This is a genomic window from Achromobacter sp. 46006, from assembly GCF_059761975.1.
The window spans coordinates 41,424-50,933 of record NZ_JCBANN010000038.1 but is presented as its reverse complement, the minus strand read 5'-3'; the positions used below and the strand labels follow the sequence as shown (position 1 = coordinate 50,933).

General features: G+C 67.5%; 10 protein-coding genes. 5 read left to right on the top strand and 5 right to left on the bottom strand.

The features are described 5' to 3' along the window. Positions 1-52: 52 nt before the first annotated feature. The 5 genes from hslU to AC6LKG_RS17855 all read right to left on the bottom strand — a co-directional run bounded on the left by hslU (position 53) and on the right by AC6LKG_RS17855 (position 4,800). Positions 53-1,387, bottom strand: coding sequence for an ATP-dependent protease ATPase subunit HslU (gene hslU / locus AC6LKG_RS17875; protein ID WP_498166388.1), 1,335 nt, complete (start codon positions 1,385-1,387; stop codon positions 53-55). Between the two features lie 74 nt (positions 1,388-1,461). Then, positions 1,462-2,001, bottom strand: coding sequence for an ATP-dependent protease subunit HslV (gene hslV, locus AC6LKG_RS17870; RefSeq protein ID WP_498166386.1), 540 nt, complete (start codon positions 1,999-2,001; stop codon positions 1,462-1,464). Positions 2,002-2,217: 216 nt separating this feature from the next. Then, positions 2,218-2,682 (bottom strand): RNA polymerase-binding protein DksA, encoded by a 465-nt coding sequence (dksA, locus tag AC6LKG_RS17865; RefSeq protein WP_056327244.1) that lies wholly within the window; start codon positions 2,680-2,682, stop codon positions 2,218-2,220. Positions 2,683-2,809: 127 nt separating this feature from the next. After that, on the bottom strand, positions 2,810-3,946 hold the full coding sequence (locus tag AC6LKG_RS17860; RefSeq protein WP_498166385.1) for a CobW family GTP-binding protein: 1,137 nt from the start codon (positions 3,944-3,946) through the stop codon (positions 2,810-2,812). 353 nt (positions 3,947-4,299) lie between these two features. After that, positions 4,300-4,800 carry a Fur family transcriptional regulator gene (locus AC6LKG_RS17855; protein ID WP_498166383.1) on the bottom strand — a complete coding sequence of 167 codons (501 nt, stop codon included), beginning with the start codon at positions 4,798-4,800 and terminating at the stop codon, positions 4,300-4,302. 332 nt (positions 4,801-5,132) lie between these two features. Here AC6LKG_RS17855 and AC6LKG_RS17850 point away from each other — a divergent pair, with 332 nt between their 5' ends. Genes AC6LKG_RS17850 through AC6LKG_RS17830 form a run of 5 tightly spaced genes read left to right on the top strand, consistent with a single transcriptional unit; the run spans position 5,133 to position 9,506 of the window. Next, complete coding sequence (locus AC6LKG_RS17850) at positions 5,133-5,855, top strand: metal ABC transporter ATP-binding protein (protein ID WP_498166382.1); 723 nt, start codon at positions 5,133-5,135, stop codon at positions 5,853-5,855. Continuing rightward, on the top strand, positions 5,852-6,718 hold the full coding sequence (locus AC6LKG_RS17845; protein ID WP_498166380.1) for a metal ABC transporter permease: 867 nt from the start codon (positions 5,852-5,854) through the stop codon (positions 6,716-6,718). The genes AC6LKG_RS17850 and AC6LKG_RS17845 overlap by 4 nt, the downstream gene beginning before the upstream one ends. Before the next feature lie 18 nt (positions 6,719-6,736). After that, positions 6,737-7,717 carry a metal ABC transporter substrate-binding protein gene (locus AC6LKG_RS17840; RefSeq protein WP_498166379.1) on the top strand — a complete coding sequence of 327 codons (981 nt, stop codon included), beginning with the start codon at positions 6,737-6,739 and terminating at the stop codon, positions 7,715-7,717. A gap of 50 nt (positions 7,718-7,767) precedes the next feature. Next, positions 7,768-8,361 carry a DUF1007 family protein gene (locus tag AC6LKG_RS17835; RefSeq protein WP_498166389.1) on the top strand — a complete coding sequence of 198 codons (594 nt, stop codon included), beginning with the start codon at positions 7,768-7,770 and terminating at the stop codon, positions 8,359-8,361. Then, positions 8,352-9,506, top strand: a complete 1,155-nt coding sequence (locus AC6LKG_RS17830) for a nickel/cobalt transporter (protein ID WP_498166377.1) — start codon at positions 8,352-8,354, stop codon at positions 9,504-9,506. The genes AC6LKG_RS17835 and AC6LKG_RS17830 overlap by 10 nt, the downstream gene beginning before the upstream one ends. Positions 9,507-9,510 lie beyond the last annotated feature (4 nt).

Sequence of the window (9,510 nt, the reverse complement as noted above, 5' to 3'; positions counted from 1 at the left end):
CTCGCGGCGGGCCTTCGTGTTTGTGCCGCCGACCGTGACCGGGGCGCGGGCCTTACAGCACGTAGCGGGCCAGGTCCTGGCTGCTGGCGGCTTCGGCCAGTTGCGCGTTGACGTAGGCGGCGTCGATCTTGACCGTCTTGTTGCTGGAGGCGGCGGCGTCGAACGACAGTTCGTCCAGCAGCTTTTCCATCACGGTGTAGAGGCGGCGGGCACCGATGTTCTCGGTGGTTTCGTTGACCTCGTAGGCCAGCTCGGCCAGGCGGCGCACGCCCTCGTCGGTGAACTCCAGTTGCACGTCTTCGGTGGCCAGCAGCGCGGTGTACTGCTTGGTCAGCGAGGCGTCGGTGTCGCCCAGGATGCGCACGAAGTCTTCGGCGGTCAGCGATTCCAGTTCCACGCGGATCGGAAAACGGCCCTGCAGCTCGGGGATCAGGTCGGACGGGCGCGCCAGGTGGAAGGCGCCCGAGGCGATGAACAGGATGTGGTCGGTGCGGACCATGCCGTAGCGCGTGTTGACGGTGGTGCCCTCGACCAGCGGCAGCAGGTCGCGCTGCACGCCCTGGCGCGAGACGTCGGCGCCGCCGCTTTCCTGGCGCGCCGCGATCTTGTCGATCTCGTCCAGGAACACGATGCCGTTCTGCTCGACGTTGTTGATGGCGACGGTGCGCAGGTCTTCCTCGTTGATGCGCTTGGCGGCTTCCTCGTCGACGATCAGCTTGAAGGCTTCGCGCACCTTCATCTTCTTGGACTTCTTCTTGTCGCGCGCCAGGCCGGCGAACATGCCGCGCAACTGCTCGGCCATTTCTTCCATGCCGGGGGGCGTCATGACGTCCATTTGCGGCGCGGCCTGGGCGACTTCGATTTCGATCTCAAGATCGTCGATCTTGCCTTCGCGCAGGCGCTTGCGGAAGGTCTGGCGGGCGCTGTTGTCCTCGCCGCGCTCGGGCTCGCCCGAGGCGCCGCGGGGCGGCGGCACCAGGGCGTCGAGGATGCGGTCTTCGGCGGCGTCCTCGGCCTGGGTGCGCACGCGGCGCATTTCCAGCTCGCGGGTCTGCTTGATCGAGTATTCGGTCAGGTCGCGGATGATGGTGTCGACGTCGCGGCCGACATAGCCCACCTCGGTGAACTTGGTGGCCTCGATCTTGATGAACGGCGCGTTGGCCAGCTTGGCCAGGCGGCGCGCGATCTCGGTCTTGCCGACGCCGGTGGGGCCGATCATGAGGATGTTCTTGGGGTGGATCTCGTGGCGCAGCGGCTCGGCCACCTGCTGGCGGCGCCAGCGGTTGCGCAGGGCCACCGCCACCGCGCGCTTGGCGCGGTTCTGGCCGACGATGTATTTGTCGAGTTCGGAGACGATCTCTCCGGGCGTCATGTTGGAGGCGGACATGAGGGCGGATCCTTGAAGCAGGGGACTGGCTGGGGGCTTGCCGCGACGCCGTGGGCGGCGTCGCGCGGCCGGGGTCAGTCGCCCAGCGTTTCGATGACGTGGTTCTGGTTGGTGTAGATGCAGAGGTCGCCGGCGATCTCGAGCGACTGCTTGATGATGGCCTCGGGCGCCAGGTCGGTATTGCGCAGCAGCGCCAGCGCGGCGGACTGGGCGTAGGCGCCGCCCGAGCCGATGGCGGCCAGGCCGTGCTCGGGCTCGAGCACGTCGCCGTTGCCGGTCAGCACCAGCGTGTGTTCGGCGTCGGCCACGATCAGCATGGCTTCGAGTCGGCGCAGGACGCGGTCGGTACGCCAGTCGCGGGTCAATTCGACCGCGGCGCGCATCAGGTTGCCCTGGTGCTTTTCGAGCTTGGCCTCGAAGCGTTCCTGCAGCGTGAACGCGTCGGCCGTGGCGCCGGCGAAACCGGCCAGGATCTTGTCGTGATAGAGGCGGCGGATCTTGCGGGCCGTGCCCTTGATGACGATGTTGCCCAGGGTGACCTGGCCATCGCCGCCGAGCGCGACACGGTTGCCGCGGCGGACACACACGATGGTGGTGGCGTGAAATTGTTCCATGCGTTCCTTCCTTTGAAAGGACTAGCTGGGGGCGAAGCGAACGAAATCAAGGCTTGCGGGCCCATGAAGAAAGGAAGGCCCGCCACGCCACGCCGCGCCGCCCGGGGGCCGGCGCCGGGACGGGGCGCTTTCATCATCAGGCGGCGCGGCAATGAAAAAAGGCCATGCCGGAAACCAGCATAGCCTTTCGAGGTGGCGCTTGAATAACGGGACGGATCAGTCGCCGTACAGCTTCTGCCGCATTTCGCGCCGTTCCTGCGCTTCCAGCGACAGGGTGGCGGTGGGGCGGGCCAGCAGGCGCGGGATGCCGATGGGTTCGCCGGTTTCCTCGCACCAGCCGTATTCGCCGCTGTCGATGCGGGCGATGGACTGTTGCACCTTTTTCAGCAGCTTGCGCTCACGGTCGCGGGTGCGCAGCTCGAGGGCGTGTTCTTCCTCGATGGTGGCGCGGTCGGCCGGGTCGGGCACGAACTGCGTTTCGCGCAGGTGCTCGGTGGTCTCGCCAGCGTTGGCCAGGATATCCTGTTCGAGTTGTTTGAGCCGTTCCTTGAAGAACGCCAGTTGGCGGTCGTTCATGTAGTCGGACTCGGGCATGGCCAGCAATTCCTTCTCGCTGGGCAGATCAATCGCCGTATCGCTCGTCGACTTGCTTGATTTTTTGGTTGCTGCCTTGGTAGCCATGAAAACACTCCACTATGAATCGATCCTGGCGCGGGATTGTCTTCCCGGTCCGTGTGCTTGCTGCCTACGCTATTCGTACCTCACAGTACTGCCTTCGTCGCACCGCGTCACGTATCCAAAAAGGGGATCACCCCGCCAGGCACTGCTCCAAGCCCCGGGTGAAAATCTCCTGGGGCAGTTTGCGTCCGATGAAGACCATCTTGGTGGACGGCTTTTCGGCCGCGGTCCACGGTTTGCCGGGTTCCGCGCCCATCATCATGTGGACACCCTGGAACAACATGCGGCGGTTGATGCCTTTCATGTACAGGATGCCCTTGTAGCGCAGCAGGTCCGATCCATAGACCTGCACGACGCCGCCCAGGAATTCCTCGAGGCGCGCGGGATCGAACGGCTTGTTGGAACGGAAGACGAACGCGCCGATTTCATCGTCGTGCTTGGGGTGGTGATGATGAGCATGATTGCAGTGCGCACCGCATTCGCCCTCGTGGTCGTGGTCATGATGGTCATGACCGTGACCGTGACCGTGGCCATGGTCGTGGCCATGGGCATGATCGTGATCGTGATCGTGGGCGGCGTCGGGATGCTCGTCGGCCAGGAAGTCCGGGTCGATGTCCAGGATCGAATTCAGGTTGAAACCGCTGATGTCGATGATGGACTTCAGGTCGACATCGCCGAAATTGACCGGCGTGATCGGCGCGCGCGGGTTCATCCGCACCAGGCGGTTGCGCAACGCTTCGTAGTCGATGTCGTTGACCAGGTCTTTCTTGGAAATCAGGATGCGGTCCGCGAAACCGACCTGCTTCTGGGCTTCGGGTTGTTCGTCAAGCGTCACCATGCCGTGCTTGGCGTCGACCACCGTGACCACCGCGTCCAGGCGGTAGTACTCGGCGATGTCGTCGTCCATGAAGAACGTCTGGCACACCGGGCCGGGGTTGGCCATGCCGGTGGTTTCCAGGATGACGCGCTCGAAATTCAGGGCGCCGGCCTCGCGCTTGGCGCGCAGGTCGGACAGGGTGCGCATCAGGTCGCCACGCACGGTGCAGCAGACGCAGCCGTTGGACAGCTCGATGATTTCCTCGTCGCTGTCCTGCACCAGCAGATCGTTGTCGATGCTTTCCGGTCCGAATTCGTTTTCGATGACGGCAACGCGGCGGCCGTGGAATTCGGTCAGGATGCGCTTGAGCAGGGTGGTCTTGCCCGCACCGAGAAAGCCGGTGAGGATGGTGACGGGAACCATTTTGTCCAAACTGCGCGGGGTGTTCATGGCGAAGCTGCTTGCGTGAAGTAAAGGCGGTTAAACACGGCGGTCAAACGCTGTATCTGGCGGGGCGGCAGCGGGTGCCGATTGCCTGCCAGACATCGCTCGACCGATGTTACTGCCACAGGCTGCGAGGGCCGCGGATCGCGGCCGGACGCAGGATTACAGCACAGTCGGGGGCGGGGGGCAAACCCCGGGCCAACCCGGGGGCCGCAGCCGCCCAGATCGCGGCTGTACGCCGTCAAGTATCGGGCGATATCGCTATTTTGGGGCGATTTTCCGGATTTCAAGTGTCCGGGGAGTGCGGCGGTGCCGGCCGCATGGCCGCTGTGCCCGCGCCGGACGCGGGCGACAAGCGGTTAGTGGTGGTGATGGTGCCCGGCGTCCGCAGGCTGCTGCTTCTGGCATTGCGGGCACAGGGCCCGGATCTCGGTTTCGTGGGTAGCCAGGACATAGCCGGTCTGCGCCACGCGCTCGGCGAGCTGGCGGCTCATGGCAGGGTCGGAAATCTCGGCGACCGCGCCGCAGCCCGTACAGACCACCAGCAGGTCGTGCGGCGCGCCGCCAGCGTCGTGGCATGCGCTCCAGGCATTGACGGCGTCCAGGCGGTGGATCAGGCCTTCGTCCATCAGGAAGTCCAGGGCGCGGTACACCGTGGGCGGCGCCGCGCCCGGATGCACCTCGCGCATGGCGTCGAGCAGTTCGTAGGCCTTCAGGCTGCGACCGTGGCGCAGCAGCAGTTCCAGCACCTTGCGGCGGATGGGGGTCAGGCGGCGGCCGCGTTGTTCGCACAGCGCCTCGGCGACGCTGAGTTGGGCGCCTACGGTGTCGCTGCGGGGGGAACGGGGCGGAGCGGGCATGGCGGGCTTCATCTGAATAGGGAACGCGCGCGACGCGCGCGAGATGCCTGGAAGGTAGCAGAAAACACCCAGCTGCGGGCGAAACCCCGCGATTCAAGTCTGTTAGTTATGATATAACATAATAAGATCTGGTCATTCCACTCTGTCCTGCCGTCCGTCTTTTCCATGCCCCAGCCTTCCGCCCCGTCCGCGCGGCCCGACGCCGCGCCGCGTCCGCGCGTGTCCCTGCGTTCCGCCTTTCTCGCGTCCGCCTGGCGCCGCATGGCCTATGCGCTGGCCGCGGCCCTCGCATTGTGGGCCTTGACGGGCTGGGCGCTGGGCTGGTGGCCGCGATGAACCGCGCGCCGGTCGCCATCGAACTGCGCAAGGCCTCGTTCGGCTGGCACGGACATGTGGCCTTGCGCGAGGTCTCGGGCCGGTTCGATCCTGGCACCATGACGGCGGTGGTCGGGCCCAACGGCGCCGGCAAGTCGACACTGGTCAAGGGCATCATGGGCGTGTTGCGGCCGATGTCCGGCAGCGTCGGCATCGGCGGGGCCGGCCGCGCCGAACTGGCCTGGCTGCCGCAGGCCGCCGAGCTGGACCGCGCCTTTCCCGCCCGGGTCCTGGACCTGGTGGCCATGGGGGCCTGGCGCCGGGTCGGCAGTTGGCGCCGCCATGGCCGCGAGGAATTCGACCGTTGCATGGACGCGCTGGAAACCGTCGGCCTGGCGGACATGGCGGGCCGTGGCATCGATACGCTGTCCGGCGGACAGATGCAGCGCACCCTGTTCGCCCGCATGCTGGTGCAGGATGCGCCGGTGCTGGTGCTGGACGAGCCCTTTGCCGCCGTCGACAGCCACACCGCCGATGAGTTGATGGCCCTGCTTTGCGAGTTGCATGGCCAGGGCCGGTCGGTGGTCGCCGTGCTGCACGATCTGGATCTGGTGCGCGCACATTTTCCGCAATGCCTGCTGCTGTCCGGGGCGGTGGTGTCCTGGGGCGCGACCACGGCCGCGCTGACCGAGGATCACCTGAGGTTGGCGCGCCAATGGCACGCGGGGGCTTTCGCATGACGGCGCTGCAATGGGTCGTGGCGCCCTTTCTCGATTACGCCTTCATGCGGCGCGCGCTGGCTGGCGCCAGCGCCCTGTCGCTGGGGGCCGCCCCGCTGGGCGTATTCCTGGTGCTGCGGCGCATGAGTCTGATGGGCGACGCCATGTCGCACGCGATTCTGCCGGGCGTGGCGGCGGGCTTCCTGCTGTCCGGCCTGTCGCTGGGCGCCATGATGCTGGGTGGCATCGCCACTGGCCTGGCCGTGGCGTTGCTGGCGGGCCTGGTGGCACGCCTCACACCGCTGCGCGAAGACGCCAGCTTCGCCGCCTTCTATCTGATCTCGCTGGGCCTGGGGGTGCTGCTGGTATCGCTGCGCGGTTCCAACATGGATCTGTTGCATGTGCTGTTCGGCACCGTGCTGGGGCTGGACGATGACGCCTTGCTGCTGGTGACGGCGACCGCCAGCGCGACCCTGCTGGCCTTGGCCGCGCTGTATCGCCTGCTGGTGGCCGAATGCCTGGACCCCGGCTTCCTGCGCGCCAGCGGCGGTCATGGCGGCTGGGTGCACATGAGCTTCCTGGTGCTGGTGGTGGTGAACCTGGTGGCCGGGTTCCAGGTGCTGGGCACGCTCATGGTGGTCGGAATCATGATGCTGCCGGCCGCCGCCGCCCGCTTCTGGATGCGCTCGGCGGCCAGCCAGATTCCGCTGGCCGCCGCCATCGGCGTGGCCGCTTCGATCACCGGCCTGTTGGTGTCATACCACTTCAATGTGCCGGCCTCGCCCGCCATCATCCTGGCGGCCGGCGCTTGTTACCTGTTTTCCATCGTTGGCGGCCCGCATGGCGGGTTGCTGCGGGCGCCGCGCGCTGCGCGCCGGGCCTGAATTCCAAGGAGATTCGCCATGCGTTCCATTCTGCTGCCGCTTTCGCGCCGCCGCGCCTTGCTGGCCGTGGCCGGCTTGTGGTTGTCCACGACCTTCGGCGCGGCGCATGCCGCCGAACCGTTGCCGGTCGTGGCCAGCTTCTCGATCCTCGGCGACATCGTGCGCGAGGTCGGCGGCGACGACGTCAGGCTCGGCACCCTGGTCGGTCCGGACGGCGACGCCCATGAATACGAACCCACGCCCGGAGACGCCAAGAAGCTGGCGGCGGCCAGGGTGCTGTTTGTCAACGGCCTGGATTTCGAGGCCTGGCTGCCGCGGCTGGTCAAGGCGTCCGGCTTTTCCGGCACGACCGTGGTGGCGTCCAGGGGCGTGACGCCGCGCAAGTTCGCCAGCCACGGCGACGCGCATGAACATGACGCCAAGGATCACGATCATGCCCATGGCGCGGGTGAAGACCATCACCATCATGGCGACGCCGATCCGCACGCCTGGCAGAACCTGGCCAATGGCGTGATCTATGCGCGCAACGTGGCCGACGGCCTGGCCGCGGCCGACCCGGCCCACGCCGACGCCTACCGCAAGCGCGCCGACGCCTATATCGCCCGCCTGCAAGCCGCCGATGCCGCTGCCCGCAAGAGCTTCGCCGCGATTCCGGCCGAGCGCCGCAAGGTGGTTACTTCGCATGACGCCTTCGGCTATTTCGGCGATGCCTATGGTGTCGAGTTCATCGCCGCGATGGGCATCTCGACCGCGGCCGAGCCGTCCGCCGGCGACGTGGCGCGCATCATCGAACAGGTCAAGCGCGACAAGGTGCCGGCGGTGTTCGTCGAGAACATCACCAGTCCGCGCCTGGTGCAGCAGATCGCGCGCGAAACCGGCGCCAAGGTGGGTGGTACGCTGTATTCCGATGCCCTGTCCAAACCCGGACAGCCCGGCGCCACCTATCTGGAAATGTTCGAATGGAACGTACGTCAGCTCGCCACGGCCTTGCGGCCCTGAGCGCCGTGGCGGGCGCGCTGGTGGCCACCGCCGCCGGCGCGCATCCCCACATGTGGATCGATGCCCGCGCGGTGATCGATCTGGACGAACAGCATCGCATCACCGCCGTGCGGCAGGTCTGGCTGTTCGATGAGATGTTCGGCGCCTATGCCACCCAGGGCCTCAAGAAGGGCAAGGGCGGAACGTTGCCGGATGACACCCTGAAGGGCATGGCGCGGGAATGGATGAAGGCGCTGGGCGAACCGGTTTCGCACTATTTCACGCGTGTCACCGTCGCCGGCAAGACCATGGCATTCGCCGCGCCGCGCGATGCGCGCGTGACCTGGAATCCGAAGACCAGCCGGCTGGCACTGGCCTTCACGCTGCCGCTGGCCGAGCCCGCCGCCGCGGATGCCGCGGGCGCGCAGGTCGATATCTACGACCCGACGTATTTCGTGGCCTATGCCTTCGAGGAAAAGGGGGCGGTCGCACTGGGCGGACCCGGCGCGGCGGCCTGCAAGCAGGCTTACCGCAAGCCCAAGGAACTGGATTGGAACACCATGCAGCAACTGGCCGCCATCCCGGCCGATCCGGACGCGTTGCCCGAGGAGCTTTTCGCCATCACCAAGGGGCTGACGCATCGCATCGAGGTGCAATGTTCGTAGCGCGCGGCCGTCCGCCGGCCGTCACATGCGCGTGGCTGCTGGCGCTGGTCGCGCTGGCCTGGGCGGGGGGGGCGGCGGCGCAGGGCGCGCATCCCTTCGGCGTGCCCGAGAGCGGCGGCGCCGGTCTTGGCGGACCCGGCTGGCTGGCGGGCTTTTTCGGCCAGGTATCGGCATGGCAGACCCATTTCTACCGCCAGCTCACGGCGGCGGTGCGGGCCTGGCAGGCCGATGGCGGCGGCTGGCTGCTGATCGGCCTGTCGTTCGCCTATGGCGTTTTCCACGCGCTGGGACCGGGCCACGGCAAGGCGGTGATTTCCTCCTACGTGCTGGCCAATCGCCAGACCGCCCGCAACGGCGCGCTGCTGGCATTGATCGCGTCATTGGTGCAGGCCTTGGTGGCGATCGCGATGGTGGCCGTGCTGGCCCTGGTGTTCAACGCCACGGCGGCTTCCATGAACCAGGCGACACGCTGGCTGGAACTGGCGTCATATGCGCTGGTGACGCTGCTGGGCGTCTGGCTGGTGTGGGTCAAGGCGATCCGGCCGTTGTGGCGGCGGCGGTCTTACGCGGGTGTTGCCGCGCCCGCTCCGGTCCGGTCCGCCCCACCGGTGGTTGCCGTGCCGCCGGTATTGAAGGGCGCCGCGGCGCTGCGCGCGATCACAGTGCAGGCCGCCGCGCCGCGGGAGCGGCGCGCGCACGGCGCCCACGATCACGCACATGTCGACGGGCACCATCACCACGATCACTCGCATCATGACGACGCTTGCGGTTGCGGTCATTCCCACGTGCCGCCGGCGGAGCAGATGGCAGGGCCGCTGAACTGGCGCCGCGCCGGGGCCGCCATTCTCGCCGTGGGCCTGCGTCCGTGCAGTGGCGCGCTGATCGTGCTGGTATTCGCGCTGTCGCAGGGGTTCTTCCTGGCGGGAGTGGCCTCGGCGCTGGCGATGGGCCTGGGCACGGGCCTGACCGTGGCGGCGCTGGCCTGCCTGGCGGTCGCGGCTGGGGGCGCGGCCAATGCACTCGGCGCGCGCCTGTCGAGCGTGGCGGCTGCGCGGCTGCGCTACGCGGTTGAAGCGCTGGCCGCGCTGGCAGTGCTGGCGCTGGGTGTGCTACTGCTGGGTGGCATGCTGGCCGGGGGCGGCTGAGCGG

Excerpts from the sequence above, each read along its gene's own strand:
- hslV (WP_498166386.1), bottom strand. The coding sequence starts at position 2,001 with ATGGAACAATTTCACGCCACCACCATCGTGTGTGTCCGCCGCGGCAAC.
- AC6LKG_RS17835 (WP_498166389.1), top strand. The coding sequence starts at position 7,768 with ATGTGGATCGATGCCCGCGCGGTGATCGATCTGGACGAACAGCATCGC.
- hslU (WP_498166388.1), bottom strand. The coding sequence starts at position 1,387 with ATGTCCGCCTCCAACATGACGCCCGGAGAGATCGTCTCCGAACTCGAC.
- AC6LKG_RS17830 (WP_498166377.1), top strand. The coding sequence starts at position 8,352 with ATGTTCGTAGCGCGCGGCCGTCCGCCGGCCGTCACATGCGCGTGGCTG.
- AC6LKG_RS17845 (WP_498166380.1), top strand. The coding sequence starts at position 5,852 with ATGACGGCGCTGCAATGGGTCGTGGCGCCCTTTCTCGATTACGCCTTC.
- AC6LKG_RS17855 (WP_498166383.1), bottom strand. The coding sequence starts at position 4,800 with ATGCCCGCTCCGCCCCGTTCCCCCCGCAGCGACACCGTAGGCGCCCAA.
- AC6LKG_RS17850 (WP_498166382.1), top strand. The coding sequence starts at position 5,133 with ATGAACCGCGCGCCGGTCGCCATCGAACTGCGCAAGGCCTCGTTCGGC.
- AC6LKG_RS17840 (WP_498166379.1), top strand. The coding sequence starts at position 6,737 with ATGCGTTCCATTCTGCTGCCGCTTTCGCGCCGCCGCGCCTTGCTGGCC.
- AC6LKG_RS17860 (WP_498166385.1), bottom strand. The coding sequence starts at position 3,946 with ATGAACACCCCGCGCAGTTTGGACAAAATGGTTCCCGTCACCATCCTC.
- dksA (WP_056327244.1), bottom strand. The coding sequence starts at position 2,682 with ATGGCTACCAAGGCAGCAACCAAAAAATCAAGCAAGTCGACGAGCGAT.